The sequence below is a fragment of the Antarcticibacterium flavum genome (assembly GCF_006159205.1).
GTDB lineage: Bacteria > Bacteroidota > Bacteroidia > Flavobacteriales > Flavobacteriaceae > Gillisia > Gillisia flava.
In genome coordinates, this window is the sequence record NZ_CP040812.1 from 2,251,403 (window position 1) to 2,268,589 (window position 17,187).

Consider the following 17,187-nt stretch of genomic DNA (forward strand, 5'->3'; position numbering starts at 1 on the left):
TTATCAGTATCTTGAAGTTCTTAATTTTTAAGCAAAAAATATGATAGGTTATGTTCTCCTTCCCATTTTTATAGTATTGGCTTTGATAATACTATTCTCGGGGATTTTCACGGTTAGACAACAAAGTTCTGCAGTACTTGAGCGGTTCGGGAAATTTATGAGTATACGCAATTCGGGATTGCATTTTAAGATCCCCATAATAGATCAAATTGCCGGCAGGATCAATTTAAAAGTACAACAACTGGATGTACTTGTAGAGACCAAAACAAAGGATGATGTTTTTGTGAAGCTGAAGATCTCTGTACAGTTCCAGGTTATCAAAACCAATGTTTATGATGCTTTTTATAAATTGGAAAGCCCACATGATCAAATTACCTCTTATGTATTTGATGTGGTACGTGCAGAAGTTCCAAAAATGAAACTGGATGATGTATTTGAGAGAAAGGATGATATAGCTGTTGCAGTCAAAAGAGAATTGAACCAGGCGATGTCTGACTATGGTTATGACATCATTAAAACGCTTGTAACAGACATTGATCCAGATGCACAGGTAAAGAGTGCCATGAACCGAATAAATGCAGCAGAACGCGAGAAAGTGGCTGCAGAGTATGTGGCAGAAGCTGAAAGAATTAAGATCGTAGCTAAAGCACGTGCAGAGGCAGAGAGCAAAAGATTACAGGGGCAGGGTATAGCCGACCAGCGACGCGAGATAGCAAGGGGACTCGAAGAGAGTGTGGATGTCCTGAATAAAGTAGGGATCAATTCCCAGGAGGCCTCAGCCTTGATTGTGGTTACCCAGCATTACGACACCTTACAGGCTATAGGAGAAGAAACCAATACGAACCTTATCCTGCTTCCAAACTCACCCCAGGCGGGCAGTGATATGTTGAACAATATGATAGCTTCATTTACTGCTTCCAATCAAATAGGGGAAGCTATGAGAGAAAAGAATGAAAAAGCAGGAATGGTTAGAAAGCCAAGAAAAAAAGACGATAACAGGGATAAGGATATTTAATCTATAGGTATAAAAATGCCGGGAGTTTTTAGATATTTCCATATACAATGGAATATATTAAAAAGCTCCCGGCTGTTTTATTTTTTGTCTTTAAGCTTTTTTCCCCACAGCTTGGCTATCGCTTTAAGTGCGATGGCTTTTTTTACTGCAGAGGTTATAAGGCTTCCTGCAAGGGAAAGAGGAGACATATTATCCTTTGTCTCCTGTATGCTTAATTTGATCTCTTCCTTGTCTATTTCATTTTGCAGTTTAAGGATCTTAAGGTCCCGGTCAATTTCTTCGAATGAGCTGTATTGTTTCATAATATAGGCTTAGTCGTTAAAGAAACTTCTGGAAGACTTAATGAGAATGGTCTTCTTGATATACTTTCTTCCTATAACCAAGATAAGGATAAGGAGAAGCAGATAGAAACCACCTACTATAAAGTAACCTGCGCTAGGTGAATCCAGGAGATTACTTAAGTAGACCGCTACTGCAATAGAAAGGAACAACAAAGCAAAAAGCCCAAAAAAACCAATCAACACCGCATTGACGGCAGAGATAGCACCTTTTACAATGCCTTTATACAGGCTTAACTTATAGTACTCTGCACTACTTTGTTTAAAAGCCTGTATATTCTCTTTTAGATCATTAATACTGTTGGTTAGTTTCTCAAAAGCCATTTGTTATATTACCGCTTTTCCTGTTGTTTGGTTTCCTGTTTTACCGCCGGTTTGTTCTCTGGTGGTCTCTCCGGAATCAGCTTTAGCATCTCGCTGTAATTTGGCATTTTGCTTGCGCAACTCTTCCAGCTTTGTTTCCATAGCAGCAAGGATCTCATCGGCCTTATAGCTTGCAGAAGATAATGTCTCTTCCAGCCTGGTCTCAAAATCCGTACGGGCTTTTTTAGCCTTGGTTGTTAAATTTGAACTGGTTTCCTGATATTTTTTATTGAATTGATCCTGCGCCTTACGGGCATCTTCACTCAATTTTTTGCGGGTTTTTTCACCGCTATCGGGTGCATATAACAATCCAGCTGCGGCACCAATCGCGGCACCAGTTATTAAAGCCAGTAATGTGCTTCCAGTATTTGCCATAATAATTTAATTTTATTAGTTAAATATTCTATCAAATATACTTTAAACTGCAGCCTGTCCCTGTTAATAACCGGTTAATATGTTAATATGCTTTGCCAAAATATTCTTAAAAGCCCTTATTTTACTGGCCTTTCTTAGCCCACGAGTCTCTAAGTGTAACCGTACGGTTAAATATAAGATTGTCTTTGCTACTCTCTTTATCAACACAAAAATATCCTATGCGCTGGAATTGGAACTTATCTGCCACACCTGCATTTTTAAGGCCGGGTTCCACAAAGCCCCTGATTATCTTTAAGGAATCGGGGTTAATAAAATCGGTGAAATCCCTTTCCTTATCGGCATCTGGGGTCTCTTCAGTAAAAAGCCTGTCATAAAGCCTTATCTCTGCTTCAACAGAATGTGGGACTGACACCCAGTGAAGGGTACCTTTTACCTTCCGCAGGGATTCCTCTGTCCCGCTCCCACTCTTGCTTTTTGGATCATAAGTACAATGTATCTCTATTATCTCTCCATTTTCATCCTTTACAACCTCTTCAGCTTTAATAATATAAGCACTTTTTAACCTCACTTCTTTTCCAAGGCTTAGTCTAAAGAATTTACGGTTTGCCTCTTCTTTAAAATCTTCTCTTTCAATATAAAGTTCTCTAGAAAATGGAATTTCCCTTGTACCGCTTTCCTCATCCTCAGGATTATTCTCTGTTTCGAGCCATTCTTCCTTACCTTCAGCATAATTGGTTATTACAAGTTTAACGGGATCAAGCACCCCCATGACCCGTGGTGCAGTTTTATTTAGATCTTCCCTTATACAAAATTCCAAAAGGGAAACATCGATAACATTTTCTCTCTTAGCGATCCCAATAGTTTCTGCAAACTTCCTTATAGAAGCGGGAGTATATCCTCTTCTTCTAAGACCACTTATGGTGGGCATTCTTGGATCATCCCAGGAAGCTACGATCTCTTTTTCCACCAGGTGAAGTAATTTACGCTTGCTCACGATTGTATGGCTTAAATTACGCCTTGCAAATTCTCTTTGCTTAGGTAAAAATTCGCCTTCCCTACTCACCTTTTCCAGGAACCAGTTATATAATTCACGGTGAGGAAGAAATTCCAGGGTACAAAAGGAATGTGAAATATTTTCTATAAAATCACTCTCCCCGTGAGCCCAGTCATACATTGGATAAATATTCCAGTCATTGCCGGTCCTGTGATGTTTTTTATGAAGGCTCCTGTACATAATTGGATCCCTCATAAGCATATTTGGGGAAGCCATATCTATCTTAGCCCGCAGCACATGGGCCCCTTCAGTAGTTTCCCCATTTTTCATTTTCTCAAAAAGTTCGAGGTTCTCTTCAACAGAGCGATCTCTGTACGGACTGTTTTTTCCCGGTTGGGTTGGAGTTCCTTTTTGTTCGGCGATCACTGCTGAAGCCTGGCTATCTACATAAGCATAGCCATTTTTTATCAATTCAACAGCCCAATCGTATAATTGCTGAAAATAATCTGAAGCATAACACTCTTTTTCCCATTTAAAGCCCAGCCATAATACATCTTCCTTAATAGCGTCTACATACTCCTGCTCTTCCTTAATAGGATTGGTATCATCAAACCGAAGGTTAACAGGGGCATTGTATTTTTCACCAAGTCCAAAATTAAGGCAAATGGAAGAGGCATGTCCTATGTGTAAATAGCCATTGGGCTCGGGTGGAAAACGGAATTTGAGGTCTTCTCTTTTATAATCGTTCTTTAGATCTTCTTCTATGATCTGCTCAATGAAATTGAGTGATTTCTTTACTTCGGCCATAATCTTTTTATAATCAAAAAATATCCTGCAAAGTTACCAAAAATAAGAACGCCAACCATTGTTGTCCGGTTAAAGAGACTAGGCCCCTTTCTCTGCTAGAATATAGAACCCAGACTCAAATCCACGTCAATGCAAAACAGCGCTTTACCCAATTCTCAAAAAAAGGTGGAATTACCCAAACTATTTTAGATTCAAAATCACCCCAGATTTCTGATTGACATTATCTCAAACTATATATAAGTCCTGGCTTAAATTCACATTATATTAATGGGACACCAAGGGATCGCCAAGGAGAAGCAGGGAAAGGAGAAAAATATATGAATTTACGGCTGGAAGCTAATTTTTACTACCCCATTATTTCCAGTATTTCCTTATTAAAGGCCTTTTTTGACTTATAATTTCTCCAGCTATTTTAACTTTGCTGAAAAATTAATTAATGGGAAAGATCAAACTTCATAACATCAAAGTATTTGCCTACCACGGTTGTCTTGTTGAAGAAGGCAAGATTGGGAGCGATTACCGGGTAGATCTAACTGTTAAGGGCGACCTGTCACATTCAGCAAAGACTGATACCCTGGGGGATACCATAGATTACGTACATCTCAACAAGATCGTAAAAGAGGAAATGTCTATTCGATCAAAGTTACTGGAGACAGTGGCAGAACGAATTTTAAACCGTGTCCTGGAGGAACTTCAACTGGTACAGAAAGTTAGGGTTGATGTCTCAAAAATTAACCCTCCCATTGGTGGAGATGTAGGAATGGTGACTGTTTCCAGGAGCAAATCACGGTAGAAATTTTCTTCGTTAACTGGAAAACTTTATTATATTTGCCAACCAGTTTTACTGGCATCGTGGCCGAGTGGCTAGGCAGAGCTCTGCAAAAGCTTGTACAGCGGTTCGAATCCGCTCGATGCCTCAAAAAAGCTTCCTTAATTTTAGAGGGCACTGAAAAACTATCTCTTTTGAGATGAACTTATTGAAGCGATCAAGCAAAAATCTATTTTTGACTCGATCGCTTTTTTATTTAGGATTTCCGGTGGCGGTTTTTTTATTGATGACCAATCCCTTAGGATGATTAATCTGAGCTCTTAAAGCTCATTTTATTTCGAATCTGAAACTTATATGGTTAATTTAAGGATTCTCTTAAGGTTTACGGTGAATATTGCCAAAGCCCCCTGCATTTGCATGCTATTAATGCCATATGCTATAGCACGATCATAACCGTGAACATTTTTTAGTTCGCTATTTTTAGCCTCGATCTTATAGCGGTGTTTAGATTTTTCTTTATAATATTCAGACTCCTGAAACACTATCTGTTCCTGGTGTAAGCTTGACTTTATAGAGACCGAATAAGTTTTAGTTTTAGCTCCCGGTTTATAACAGCCATCTCGTAATGGACAGGTCTTGCATTTCTCTACATCAAAATAATAAGTATCTACCTGGTTCTTGCCTCGTTCCTTTTTCCCTTGTCGTGCTTTTCTGATGGCCAGGTGTCCTGCCGGACACACAAACATATCAGCATCCTTGTTATAATCAAATTTATCCTCATTCTTTCTAGAGCCTTGTGCGATTGCAGGGTTCAGCTTTGCTACGATTTTAATATTCTGATCATCTTTATCCTTGAGCTTAAGGTTTTCCTTACCTGAATATGCGCTATCACCAATTACTGTATCCACCTGAATTCCATTGTTCTGGCTTATTTTTACAAGCATTGGCAACTCAGGACCATCACCTTTTTCACCCGAGGTGACAACTGCAGCCGTAATAATGCGTTCCTCTGTCATGGCCAGATGGGTCTTGTAACCAAAGAATTTACTGTCAGCTGATTTATGGCCGGTTTTGGCATCTGTATCCTTAGAAAGAATGTAGTTTTCCTGGGTATCTTCCACAGTCTCCTTTAACAGGTTCAACTTCTCTTTGACTGCAGGAATTAAACTTAATGTTTGGTCTGATTCAATACACTTCTCCAGTTCCTTGCAATAAGCAAGTTCCTTTTCCAACTCACCCGAAGCGTTCTTTTCCGGGAAGCGTTCTTTCATATTTTCATCTACAGCGTAAACCACTTTGCGAAGCAGCTTTGAACGCTCTCTCAGGACCTCAAGTGCTGAATATGGATTTGATCTGGATAGAGAATGTGTGGCATCAACAATAAGGGATTTAGATGTAATGATTCCCTTTTCAATGGATATTGAGACAGTTTTATTTATAAGCAGATTCAATAAATCGGTATCTTTTAAACGCAGCTTACGAAACTTAGTCAATGAACTGGAGTTTATGACTGCATCCTCGGGTGCCATTTCAAGGAAATATTTGAAGGACATATCATATCTGGAACGTTCAACTACATCAACATCTGAAATGGTATAGATCGTTTTTAATAGTAAATACTTGAACATCCGGATAGGACTTTCTGCGTTACGCCCATTATTTAAACAATAGTTGTTCACTAGTTCATCGTAGATGAAAGTAAAATCTATTAATTCGTTGATTTTTCTAAGAAGATTATCTTTGGGTATAATTAAAGCATATAAATCAGAATATGCACTTAATTGCATTTTTTGCTGCGGTAACAACATATGGGAGACATTAGAAATCAGTCATGAAAATACAAAAAAGGAGCGAAACCATTATGATTTCGCTCCTTTTTATTTATCCTAAAATGTAATTATTTAGAGGACTTTTTCAGTGCCCTCTAATTTTAAGGGAGCTTTTTCTTTTTTACCCATTTTGAAATTCTGGAAATTAGATTAAACCATTATTTCTTCAATTCCTTTTAAGTGAATCCTGCAGGTCATATACCACATTCTCGGGTTGAATGATCTCAATTTGATCCTGTAAGCGTTCTATTTTCTTCGGAAATACTCCTCTGCCTATAAGGATACCTCCAAAAATTACCATCACAATGCTTATTCCCTTTTTCATTGTATAAATTCTTTCAGGAGTAAGCTTTCGGTTCAATTTTTTAGCGAGGAGGATCTTAAATATGTCCAGGATAAGATAGGTTATAAGGACAGATGAGAAGAAAACAGTGATCCTGTTGGTATCCATTTCAAGGGTAGGACCAAATACAATGATCAATCCCAACCAAAAACCCAATACCCCTATATTGATAAAATTGAGCAAAAACCCCTTTGCTGCAAGGCCCAGGTAGTCATTACGGCTAAGTTTCCTAACTTCGGGCGTTTCATCTTCGAGGGTCAGGGATTTTTTTGTGCGTATAAAGGTCATCACCCCGTAGGTAGCAAGAATCACTCCTCCGAAAATATAAAGCGCAGGATCATCTTTAAGACGGGCAAGAAGCTTGGATGTACTAAGATATGCTATGAAAAGAAATACAATATCGGCAACGATAACGCCAAGGTCAAAAAAAAATGCCGCCCTAAAACCCTTTATGGCAGCAGTCTCAAGTAAGACAAAAAATACAGGTCCCAATAGGAATGCCAAAAAAAAACCGAGGGGAATTGCCGCCAAAATATCTTGAATCATACTCAAGTTTATTTGGACAAAGATAAGTTTTTAGTTTATCTTTTTGATGCTACCACCAAAACTGGTCTTTTCCTCCACCCTTTCAGGATTTCCATAGATATAAATATTACCTCCAGCCCTAACAGTTGCATTCACATATTTCCTTGCAAAAACATTTGCATTTCCACCTCCATTAAGGTCTACATTGATATTATCTCCTTTCAAATTCTCTCCTTTGAATTCTCCTGCAGCACGTACATCAATTTCCTGAACAAGAGCCTTACCCATAAGATTTACAGTTCCTCCTGTACTGGCTAAGGCAATGAGATTTTCAACATCTATGGTTGCCAGGACCTGTGCGCCTTCACTGGCTCGCACCCTTAAAATGGGTTGCGTGATCTTGCCACAAAACTCCACAGAGGAATTTTGTCTTGAGGTAATGGAATTTATTTGTTTATAGAAGACCTCTACCACAGTATTGTCCACTTTTAATAATTGATTAAGGCTGGTTTTTATCACCAACACACCTTTTTCAACCCTAACCTGGACCTTATCCCTGCTATTACCTGTAATTATAGCTTTGTTCTCACCAGCTTTGGTGAAATTTACCTTTAGGCCGCGCGTGACCTCGACATCGGAAAAATTTTCAAGTTCAATAGTGATCTCCTGGGCGGTGGCGCTTAACCCCAGGAATAAGGTAGAAATTAGTAATAAATGCTTCATCATCAATAAAAATCTTAAGTAGATCTCCAATTATCAGATACGGCAAAAGTAATTAATTATTGCCCTGGCTTTCTTTTCCAATAAGTGTAAAATCAAGATGCTTTTTCACTAAGTCGGCATTTTTGACCTTAACATACACCTCGTCTCCCAATGTATATTTCTTTTGGGTTTTTTTACCAATTATTGCGTATTGTTCCTCATCAAATTCATAATGATCATCTTTAATATCACGAAGTCTCACCATTCCCTCACATTTGTTCTCAATGATCTCTACATAGATTCCCCACTCTGTCACCCCTGAGATTACTCCAAGGAATTCCTCGTCCTGGTGATCTATCATAAATTTGACCTGCATATACTTAATGGAATCCCTCTCTGCACTTGTGGCAAGACTTTCCATATTGCTGCTATGCCTGCATTTTTCCTCATATTCTTCCTCTATAGCCGATTTTTCATCATCGAGATACCTTTGCAACAACCTGTGGGTCATAACATCTGGATAACGGCGTATTGGCGAGGTAAAATGTGAATAGTAATCAAATGCAAGGCCATAATGTCCTATATTCTCTGTACTGTAATAAGCTTTGCTCATTGTACGTATTGTAAGTGTATCTACAAGGTTCTGTTCTTTTTTTCCCTGTACATCGCTAAGAAGACTGTTAAGGGAAGAGGTTACAGATTTTCTATCCTTTAGGTTGATCTTATAACCAAATTTAGATACCACAGTTTGTAAGGCAGCAAGCTTGGATTCATCGGGTTCATCATGACAACGATAGACAAATGTTTTTTTAGGCGATTTTTTTCCAATGAATTCAGCAACCTTTCGGTTTGCCAGAAGCATGAATTCCTCTATAAGTTTATTTGCATCCTCTGAAGTCTTAAAATAAACTCCTGTAGGTTCGTTTTCCTCATTTAGCTGAAATTTCACCTCCACCTTGTCAAATGAAATAGAACCTTCCCGAAGTCTCCTAGACCTCATTTTTTGCGCAAGGGAATTAAGTTTAACCACAGCATTTACAACATCGTCCTCTACCGTATATTCCCGCTCCTGTATAGAAACCTCCTGCGGAATAAAACCTTTCTGCGTTTCTATGATATGTTGTGCTTCCTCGTAGGCGAAACGTACATTTGAATTGGTAACTGTCCTTCCAAACCATTGCTGCTTAACATGTCCTTTTGAATCCAGTTCAAAAATAGCAGAGAAGGTATATTTTTCTTCATTCGGGCGCAAAGAACAGGCATTATTGGAAAGGACTTCAGGCAACATAGGTACTACCCTATCTACAAGATATATGGAAGTAGCCCTTTGATAAGCTTCTTCATCCAGGATAGTATCTGGTTCGAGGTAATGCGAAACATCGGCTATATGAATCCCAATCTCAATATTGCCGTTTTCCAATTCCCTAAAGCTCAAAGCATCGTCAAAATCCTTGGCATCTGCAGGATCTATTGTGAAAGTTAGCACATCCCTTAAGTCCCTTCTTTTGCTTATTTCTTCTTCCTTTATGGAAGTATCAATGTTATTAGCATACTCTTCTACCTCCTCTGGGAATTCATGAGGAAGGCCATATTGTGCAAGAATAGAATGAATTTCTGTATGATGCTCTCCCGGTTTTCCTAAAACCTGGGTTATTTTTCCAAAAGGAGAATCGGCTTTTTCGGGCCATTCTTCCATAGTAACTACTACTTTATCTCCATCCTGGGCATCGAGGATCTTGTTCTTTTGAACAAATATATCTGTATACATCTTAGGATCCTGTATTGCTACGAATCCAAAATTTTGCTGTAATTGAAGAACTCCAACAAATTCAGTGCGTTTCCTATTTATGATCCTTACAACTTCTCCTTCAGATTTTCTCTTTCTCCTGCGATTATAGATATAAATTTCTACTTCATCGCCATCAAGAGCTTTATTAAGGGAATTGGCAGGAATGAATACATCATCATCCAGTTCCTCAACCACAACATAACCAAAACCTTTTGTGGTCATATCCAGGGTACCGGTGTAATAATCTAAATTGGCTACAATTTTAAATTTTCCCCTTTCTGCTTCTTCAATTTCCTTTTTTGCTGCCAGCTGTGCAAGAGTGCGAATGATCTTATTACGGGTATTGGCATCTTCAACTCCCAGTTTGGCTGCTATTTGTTTATAGTTAAAAGTAGCATCCGGGGATTTCCTCAGGATATCTTTAATACTTTTTGATAAATTTCCCTGGGCTCCTGCACCACTTTTATTCTTATTCTTTTTACTCATATACGTATTTAAATGATAAAATTACGGCTAAAAACTGACTTAGAAATTATAAGGGGCTAAAGTTTTGTTAAGCGTAAATAAAGGCTTGGATGTCCTAAGTTAGATACTCTAAACTGATTAACAAATAGTTAAGAGAAAAAAAATTAAATAATTGTTAGGTTAATATTAAAGTTTTCATAATTTTGTCTCAAAATCTCCCCACAAACATCCCCCTATTTTTTAATATTAATTCGTAATGCTATGAGTAGGTCCAACCGCATTTCGCTATTATTTTTTCTTATTTTTCTAGGAGGGATCCTGGGGGTGATCCTGTATGTCAATAGGACATTAAATAAGAACACCGTTATAGAATACTCACTCTCAGGTGACTGGGCAAACGTCCAAACAAGAGCTGTACTCCACTTTCCTTCATAGGGCCTTCCAGTTATAAGTATTCCTTAACTCCAGTATTTCCGGTACCTGGAAAGGCAAAAACCTGCAGCCTAATCAATGATATCTCTTTTCCCAAACAAAACAAATCATTTTATTTTCCCCTATTCCAATTTAGACTTATGAACACTTATTATATTATTTTCTTTTTTATTCTTTTTAAAAAATTAAAACTGATGTCTATTATTGCTTGTTAATTTGTGGCATAACTTTCTTTAGAAAAATTTGTATTTCTCACTACGAACACTCAATAACGAGTTGTTAACAAAAGCTTAAATTCGCAAGTCCTTGAATTCTATAGGGTTTTAAGATTTACTTAACAGAAGTTAATAAGGGAATGTTAATACAAAAGTTTGATAACTATAAAATCTTCGGATGTTTACAAGCGTTTTTTAGCTGCTTATAACTCCTACAAAAATACAGGAGTTATAATTTGATTTACTCGGCTAAATTTTTCTATTCGGTAAATTCCTCACATATGCAAATTGCGTTGTTAGATTCTCACTTTATCTTATCCACATTTTATCAATATTATCAATCCCTTTAAAATAAGGCTGTTGCAAATAGTAATTAACAACGTTAATTATAACAGTTAACAAGCCATTTTTTACCTTTGTCAAAACCTAATATATTTAAAGATGAAAATTTCAATTGGTAATGACCATGCAGGTACAGAGTACAAGAATGCAGTGGTAAAGCATTTAGAATCAAAGGGTATTGAAGTTATTAACCATGGAACCAACTCTGTTGATAGCGTAGATTATCCCGATTTTGTCCATCCTGTTGCCAATGATGTTGAGAACGGGAATGTGGATCTTGGGATAATAATTTGTGGAAGTGGAAATGGAGCTTCTATGACAGCGAATAAACACCAGGGAATAAGATGTGCCCTGTGCTGGACTGGAGAAATTGCAAAACTTGCCAGGGAACATAATAATGCAAATATTCTTAGTATCCCGGCCAGGTTCGTTTCTCAACCACAGGCAGTAGACATGGTGGATGTATTTTTAAATACTGCTTTTGAAGGTGGAAGACATCAAAAAAGAGTAGATAAAATTCCAGTCTAGATCTTTTATGGGGCATCACCATCATCATTCTTCCAGCCAGGTAAGAGGAAAAAATCTTCTTATAGCTATTATTCTTAATATTGGGATTACCCTGGCTCAAATCATAGGTGGATTCCTGAGTGGTAGTTTAGCTTTACTCTCTGATGCCCTCCATAATTTAAGCGATGTTATCTCTCTTGCCATAAGCTATGTGGCAAATAAACTCGCAAAAAGGGATGCCTCCCTAAAAAGGACTTTTGGATATAAAAGAGCAGAAATTATTGCCGCGTTTGTCAATGCAGCTACTCTTATAATCATAGCTGTTCTTTTGATCATTGAGGCCGTGGAACGTTTTAGATTTCCACAAGAAATAGACTCGGGGCTGGTTATTTGGTTATCTATTGTAGCAATACTTGGAAATGGCTTTAGTGTGTTGTTGCTTAAAAGGGATAGCAAGGCTAATATGAATATGCGTTCTGCTTATTTACATCTTATTACAGATTTTATGGCCTCTGTTGCGGTCCTTATTGGGGGACTATTAATGAAGTTCTATCAATTCTATTGGGTGGATAGTTTATTAACTCTTGCCATAGCTATTTATCTCATTATTGTTGGCTATGACCTTTTAAGAACTTCCACCAGGGTTCTTATGTTATTCACACCAACAGATTTAGCGCTGGAAGAGATAGCCGAAAGGATCACACAGCTACCTGCGATTCGCAATGTACATCACATCCATGTTTGGCAGCTTAATGAAGATGAGACTCATTTGGAAGCACATATAGATTTCAACAATGATATAAAGTTATCGCAGTTTGACGCCATTCTCGTAGATATTGAGGAACTGGTCTACCATGAATTTGGAATAAACCACGTGAATATCCAGCCAGAATTTGGAAAATGTGACAGTAAAGACCTTATTGTACAGGATTAATTTTGTAACTAGTATTTGAATGGAAATAATTACGAAGAACTTTAATGAATTAAGCCTTAAGGAATTGTACAGTATTCTTCAATTGCGAAGTGAGGTTTTTGTTGTAGAACAGGATTGTGTCTACCAGGATATAGATGGAAAGGATGACACAGCCCTGCATGTGCTGGGGAAAGATCGAGACCAATTGGTGGCCTATACCAGGTGTTTTAAGCCTGGAGATTATTTTGAAGAAGCAGCAATAGGACGGGTGATAGTAAAGGAAGGCCAAAGGAAATATGGATATGGACATGAAATAATGAAAGCTTCAATACAGGCCATTGAAACATTCTATAAAACTGAAAAAATTAAACTCTCTGCCCAGCAATATCTTACAGAATTCTATGAATCCCATGGGTTCGAGCAAACAGGCGAGGGATATTTAGAAGATGGAATACCTCATATAGCCATGATCAAGAGATAAATTACCTAAGGATAGCAGAATATTTACCGGGATTGTTCAGTACCTGTTGTGCTTCCAGGATCTCAGGATTATTTTGAAGGTAATAGTTGTAAAGACCTTCCTGGTAGAAATATCTTTTGATGATCTCATCTGTCAATAAACTGGAAATTTCTTCTTTTTTACTTTCTACCTCTGCTTTTTTGGCTTTTTCAATTCCATCCATCATTTGTTTATAACCACTTATGATATCCTGGTCAAAACCTTCTTTACGTGCCGTAGCAATAGCTTCACTCAATTCTGCCTCTGTCCTGGTTTCATAACTAAAATCTGTTTGCTCAAGAAAATTCCTAAAGTTATTAAAGTCGGCATCTGTGAAAGTAAAATCTTCGGGCCTTTCAAGGTTATTAGAATAGTAGTAATTGGTTGCAAAATCAAATATGGCATTATGTGCCAGCAGGGCATTGGTAATTGCGCTGTACTCAGAGGTCTTTAAAGTTATATCTGGCAGGATACCACCACCATCATAGACGCTGCGCCCACTTTTCGTTTTAAATTCATTATAATCATTTGTACCTATTCGCACAGCATTTCCTTCTTCATCCCTTTCCCTGTAATCCAAAGCCTGTATACAGCGCCCACTAGGTGTATAGTAACGGGAAATAGTTAGTTTAAGCTGGGTGCCATAAACAAGTTCCTTTGGTCTTTGCACCAGGCCTTTCCCAAAGCTACGGGCTCCCACTACTATTCCCCGGTCAAGGTCCTGTATGGCCCCTGCAACGATCTCGCTGGCAGAAGCACTGCGCCCGTCAATTAAAACAGCCAGGGGAATTTTGGTATTTATAGGCTCATTAGGTGTAAAATATTGCTGATTATATTTTTCAATGACGCTTTTGGTGGAGGTTATGAGCTGTCCCTTATTGATGAAGATATTGCTCACTAAAATAGCTTCACTCAACAAACCGCCTGGATTACCCCTTAGGTCCAGGATTATTTTATCTGCTCCCCTGCCCTGCAATTCTTTTAGAGCCCGAATAGTCTCTGAAGATGCGTTGGAATTAAACCTTGACAGCACAATATAACCCGTATTATCCTCTAAAAGTTCATAAAAAGGAACCGCTTTTAATTCTATGGTCCCCCGGGTAATTGTTGTGTTTTCCAGTTTTCCCTGCCTGCGGTAGGTAATATCGATTGTTGAATTTGGAGCTCCATTAAGCAATTCTCCCGCATCCTCTCGATAATCAGCCACAGGAAGTCCTCCAATCTTTATAATCTCATCACCGGCCTTCAAACCGGCTTTATCTGCAGGAAAATCCTTATAGGCTTCTAGGATAATAAATTTTTCCCGGGTGATCTTAACTGCTGCGCCTATTCCCTGGTATTCTCCCGCGGTATTCATTCTTGCAGCCTCCACATCCTGTTCATTCCAGTAATTCGTATAGGGATCCAGGTCCTCCAGCATAGCTTTTATGGCTGTGTCCATAAGTGCAGCAGGATTTGTCTCATCAACATAATTCATGTTCAGTTCCTTGAACAGGGTAGTGAAGATCTCCAGTTGCTTTGCTATTGCAAAAAAATCTGATTTTACAAAGCCTGTTGTGCCCACCAACAACCCTGCTCCAAGAACAATGATGGATATTTTTTTAAGTAGCAGATTTTTCATGGTTTTTTTCCTTTTCATTCAACTTCTTCATCATCCAGATCATGCTGTTTTCTACCTGGGAATAGGAGATTCTTTCTTTTCCTGTATAGATGAACATGAACGCGTAATAAGCTGGAAGATTATCATTTACAAGATACTTATTTTTTCGGTAAGCTTCTCTCATTAATCTTTTGAGATAATTACGGTCCACGGCTTTTTTAAAATTCCTTTTTGGAACAGAGACACCGGTTTTATGATTGGCAAGTTCCTTATCTGCTACCGGGATATAGATAAGCTTTATGGGATATTTAAAAAGTGATCTACCCTCAGCAAACAATCGATCTATAAGGATCTTGCTTTTCAATTTTTCTGCTGAAGGAAACTTCTCTGTCATAGATAGATTATAAAAGGCTAAAATAAAAAAATCCGCTTCGGGAATTCCCAAAACGGATCTTTTACTTTTTCTGAAATTGATTCTTGTTAATTCACTCTTTCAGCTTCAGCATTATAAACATTATTAGCCCTGTTAACATCGGCCATTAATCCGCTATCATCAATAGTGATTCGGCTTATATCAGATAAAGGTTTGTTTATTACCAACTCATAGGTAGGGTACGCCCATGGCCATCTTTGAACAACCTTCCTGTTCTCAAGGCCTTCAGCAGGCTTTTCCCAACGCATCATTTGCAGCGGAATATAAATATTCTCCCTGCTTCCATCCCTATACTCAACTGTAATATCCACAGGCATAGGCATGGATCCAATTCTTTCAAGGTTAAGCCGGGTTGCATCTCCATCTCCTGAAACTTCCCCAATTCCATAATCAATGGTTTTTGTGGTTTGTGTCCAGTCGCTTAAATACCAGTCCAGCTCAGCGCCCGATACTTTTTCAGCAACTCTTAAAAAGTCATTGGGAGTTGGATGTTTAAATTTCCAGTCGTGATAATATCTCTTTATTGTTTTTTCAAGGTTTTCCTGCCCTATAAGATAACCTAATTGAGAAAGAAATATCGATCCCTTGGTGTAAGCTGCCACACTGTAAGCGTAATTAAGATCATACCTGTCTGAATGTGTTGAAAGCGGCTCTTCCACTCCAGAAGTAGCAAGATTTACATAGCCCTGGTAATTTCTTTCGAATGGTTTTTCCTTATTTTCATTCATTACTTCATTCATCGCCAGGGTTGAGATATAGGAGGTAAAGCCTTCATCCATCCATTCGTGCTTGCTTTCATTAGTTGCAAGTAAATGCTGAAACCAGGCGTGTGCAAGTTCATGGGCGGTTACCCCTACGAGGCTGCCAAAACTTCTCTCACCGGTGATCAAGGTGAGCATTGCATACTCCATTCCTCCATCTCCTCCCTGGATCACTGTATATTGGTCCCATGGGTAAGGCCCTATTTGCTCATTGAAGAACAATAGTAGTTCTTCTGTCTTTTCTGGAAGTTTTTCCCAGTTTTCTTTAATCTCGGGATTATTCTTATAAAGGAAATGTAAGGTAGTACCATCCTCTGCTACACGGGTGGTGTGGATATAATCAGGATCTGCAGCCCAGGTAAAATCATGGACTTTTGGTGCAACAAAATGCCATGTTAATTTGTCACCTTTTGGGCGGTTAACCCTGGCTCCTTTATCTTCATAACCATACCCAATTTCATTGGGATTTTGCAGGTAGCCTGTACTTCCAAGAATGTAATTCCTGTCAATGGATATTTTTACATCAAAATTTCCCCATACCCCGTGGAATTCCCGGCCAATATAAGGATCTGCATGCCAGCCTTCAAAGTCATATTCTGCAAGTTTTGGATACCACTGGCTCATAGAAAGGGCTACGCCTTCTGCACTATTTCTTCCAGATCTTCGAATTTGCTCGGGAACCTGCCCCTGGAATTCCATTTTAAAGGTAGCTTTTTCCCCCGGTAGAATTGGCTGAGCAAGATCTACCTCAAGCACAGTCCCAACTTCCTCAAAGTTTACGGCATTACCATTTTGGGTAAGCGAATTTACCCTTAAGTAGCCAATTTGGTCCTCATTAAGAACGGCAATGCGGCTTTCATATTCAGGATTTTCCCTGGTACCCTTATTGACAACCATACGCCTGTCTGGGTCTGCAATGTTTTGCAGTCTAATATCCATCTCACTCCCAGGCTGGAAAGCGTTGAAAAATAAATGATAGAAAACCCTGCTAAGAGTATCGGGCGAATTATTGGTGTAAACCAGTTCCTGGCTTCCCGTGTACTGGAACTTTTTCACGTCAACATCTACCTCCATTTTATAATCCGCATGCTGTTGCCAGTAAGCGGTATTGTTTTGTGCTGTAATAAAACAGCCTGATAGTAAGGTAAGGGCTACTAAAATATTCTTCATA

General features: G+C 38.5%; 17 protein-coding genes and 1 tRNA gene. 7 read left to right on the forward strand and 11 right to left on the reverse strand.

Translation table 11 applies throughout. The annotated features are described in order from the left end of the window. The first annotated feature begins 40 nt into the window (after nt 1–40). Nucleotides 41–1,015 (forward strand): SPFH domain-containing protein, encoded by a 975-nt coding sequence (locus FHG64_RS09530; RefSeq protein ID WP_139066184.1) that lies wholly within the window; start codon nt 41–43, stop codon nt 1,013–1,015. Between the two features lie 77 nt (nt 1,016–1,092). Here FHG64_RS09530 and FHG64_RS09535 read toward each other — a convergent pair whose 3' ends face one another. From FHG64_RS09535 to FHG64_RS09550, 4 genes are all read right to left on the reverse strand, one after another. After that, nucleotides 1,093–1,317, reverse strand: coding sequence for a DUF6327 family protein (locus tag FHG64_RS09535; protein ID WP_139066185.1), 225 nt, complete (start codon nt 1,315–1,317; stop codon nt 1,093–1,095). A gap of 9 nt (nt 1,318–1,326) precedes the next feature. Beyond that, nucleotides 1,327–1,677, reverse strand: coding sequence for a phage holin family protein (locus tag FHG64_RS09540; protein WP_139066186.1), 351 nt, complete (start codon nt 1,675–1,677; stop codon nt 1,327–1,329). Nucleotides 1,678–1,680: 3 nt separating this feature from the next. Further along, nucleotides 1,681–2,091, reverse strand: a complete 411-nt coding sequence (locus FHG64_RS09545) for a YtxH domain-containing protein (protein ID WP_139066187.1) — start codon at nt 2,089–2,091, stop codon at nt 1,681–1,683. A 121-nt stretch (nt 2,092–2,212) separates the two neighbouring features. Beyond that, nucleotides 2,213–3,892 carry a glutamine--tRNA ligase/YqeY domain fusion protein gene (locus FHG64_RS09550; RefSeq protein ID WP_139066188.1) on the reverse strand — a complete coding sequence of 560 codons (1,680 nt, stop codon included), beginning with the start codon at nt 3,890–3,892 and terminating at the stop codon, nt 2,213–2,215. A gap of 436 nt (nt 3,893–4,328) precedes the next feature. On the opposite strand from FHG64_RS09550, the gene folB reads away from it, so the two are divergent. Both folB and FHG64_RS09560 read left to right on the forward strand, forming a co-directional pair. Next, nucleotides 4,329–4,685: a dihydroneopterin aldolase gene (gene folB, locus FHG64_RS09555; protein ID WP_139066189.1), complete on the forward strand. Its 357-nt coding sequence runs from the start codon at nt 4,329–4,331 to the stop codon at nt 4,683–4,685. Between the two features lie 53 nt (nt 4,686–4,738). Continuing rightward, a tRNA-Cys gene (locus tag FHG64_RS09560) sits at nt 4,739–4,809 on the forward strand. Nucleotides 4,810–5,011: 202 nt separating this feature from the next. Here FHG64_RS09560 and FHG64_RS09565 read toward each other — a convergent pair. The 4 genes from FHG64_RS09565 to rnr all read right to left on the reverse strand — a co-directional run bounded on the left by FHG64_RS09565 (nt 5,012) and on the right by rnr (nt 10,335). Then, entirely contained in the window at nt 5,012–6,469 is a 1,458-nt protein-coding gene (locus FHG64_RS09565) for an IS1182 family transposase (RefSeq protein WP_139065236.1), read from the reverse strand. Nucleotides 6,470–6,656: 187 nt separating this feature from the next. After that, nucleotides 6,657–7,379: a LysE family translocator gene (locus FHG64_RS09570; protein WP_139066190.1), complete on the reverse strand. Its 723-nt coding sequence runs from the start codon at nt 7,377–7,379 to the stop codon at nt 6,657–6,659. 30 nt (nt 7,380–7,409) lie between these two features. After that, nucleotides 7,410–8,084: a head GIN domain-containing protein gene (locus tag FHG64_RS09575; protein ID WP_139066191.1), complete on the reverse strand. Its 675-nt coding sequence runs from the start codon at nt 8,082–8,084 to the stop codon at nt 7,410–7,412. A 49-nt stretch (nt 8,085–8,133) separates the two neighbouring features. Next, nucleotides 8,134–10,335 carry a ribonuclease R gene (gene rnr, locus FHG64_RS09580; protein ID WP_139066192.1) on the reverse strand — a complete coding sequence of 734 codons (2,202 nt, stop codon included), beginning with the start codon at nt 10,333–10,335 and terminating at the stop codon, nt 8,134–8,136. Nucleotides 10,336–10,575: 240 nt separating this feature from the next. Between rnr and FHG64_RS19190 the strand changes: the two genes are divergently transcribed. The 4 genes from FHG64_RS19190 (at nt 10,576) to FHG64_RS09595 (ending at nt 13,204) form a co-directional block, all read left to right on the forward strand. Next, complete coding sequence (locus FHG64_RS19190) at nt 10,576–10,749, forward strand: hypothetical protein (protein WP_168191345.1); 174 nt, start codon at nt 10,576–10,578, stop codon at nt 10,747–10,749. A 653-nt stretch (nt 10,750–11,402) separates the two neighbouring features. Beyond that, nucleotides 11,403–11,831, forward strand: a complete 429-nt coding sequence (gene rpiB, locus FHG64_RS09585; RefSeq protein ID WP_139066193.1) for a ribose 5-phosphate isomerase B — start codon at nt 11,403–11,405, stop codon at nt 11,829–11,831. A gap of 7 nt (nt 11,832–11,838) precedes the next feature. Next, complete coding sequence (locus tag FHG64_RS09590) at nt 11,839–12,744, forward strand: cation diffusion facilitator family transporter (RefSeq protein ID WP_139066194.1); 906 nt, start codon at nt 11,839–11,841, stop codon at nt 12,742–12,744. A gap of 19 nt (nt 12,745–12,763) precedes the next feature. Next, on the forward strand, nt 12,764–13,204 hold the full coding sequence (locus FHG64_RS09595) for a GNAT family N-acetyltransferase (protein WP_139066195.1): 441 nt from the start codon (nt 12,764–12,766) through the stop codon (nt 13,202–13,204). A 1-nt stretch (nt 13,205) separates the two neighbouring features. Here FHG64_RS09595 and FHG64_RS09600 read toward each other — a convergent pair whose 3' ends face one another. From FHG64_RS09600 to FHG64_RS09610, 3 genes are all read right to left on the reverse strand, one after another. Further along, nucleotides 13,206–14,843 (reverse strand): S41 family peptidase, encoded by a 1,638-nt coding sequence (locus tag FHG64_RS09600; RefSeq protein ID WP_139066196.1) that lies wholly within the window; start codon nt 14,841–14,843, stop codon nt 13,206–13,208. Beyond that, entirely contained in the window at nt 14,824–15,216 is a 393-nt protein-coding gene (gene rnpA, locus FHG64_RS09605; RefSeq protein WP_139066197.1) for a ribonuclease P protein component, read from the reverse strand. Before rnpA ends, FHG64_RS09600 begins: the two co-directional genes overlap by 20 nt. Before the next feature lie 86 nt (nt 15,217–15,302). Next, nucleotides 15,303–17,186: a M1 family metallopeptidase gene (locus tag FHG64_RS09610; RefSeq protein WP_139066198.1), complete on the reverse strand. Its 1,884-nt coding sequence runs from the start codon at nt 17,184–17,186 to the stop codon at nt 15,303–15,305. Nucleotide 17,187 lies beyond the last annotated feature (1 nt).